This window comes from Micromonospora sp. M51 (assembly GCF_018070305.1).
In the GTDB taxonomy this organism is placed as follows: Bacteria; Actinomycetota; Actinomycetes; order Mycobacteriales; family Micromonosporaceae; genus Micromonospora; species Micromonospora parva.
In genome coordinates, this window is sequence record NZ_JAGPXZ010001549.1 from 1 (window position 1) to 408 (window position 408).

1 protein-coding gene is annotated in these 408 nt (G+C 75.2%); it reads left to right on the plus strand.

The window, feature by feature from the left end; translation table 11 throughout:
- Nucleotides 1–408, plus strand: a 408-nt coding sequence (locus KBX53_RS35890) for a DUF4192 domain-containing protein (RefSeq protein WP_210864132.1), incomplete at both ends; no start/stop codon positions are given.

Sequence of the window (408 nt, forward strand, 5' to 3'; positions counted from 1 at the left end):
GCTGCGCGGCCGGCAGATCATCTTCGCCGCCCGCGCCGACCTGCCCGAGCCGTCCACGGATCCCCTCGACCGGGCCCGACACCTGGCCGGGGTGATCCACCGGCAGGGCGCGGAGGCTGCCACAGTCGTGGGTTACGGCCCGCCCGACCGGGTCACCCCGAGCGTGGATGCCGTACGCGCCGCGCTGACCGGTGTCGGCCTGGAGGTGCTCGACGCGCTGCGGGTGACCGACGGCCGGTGGTGGTCCTACCTCTGCACCGAGGCCGAGTGCTGCCCACCCGAGGGTCGGCGCTACGACCCGGAGATCAACCAGGTGACGGCGTCGGCGGTCTTCGCCGGCCAGGTGGCTCTCCCGGACCGGGCCGCCCTCGTGGCGCAGGTGTCGCCGGTCGAAGGTCCGGCCCGGGA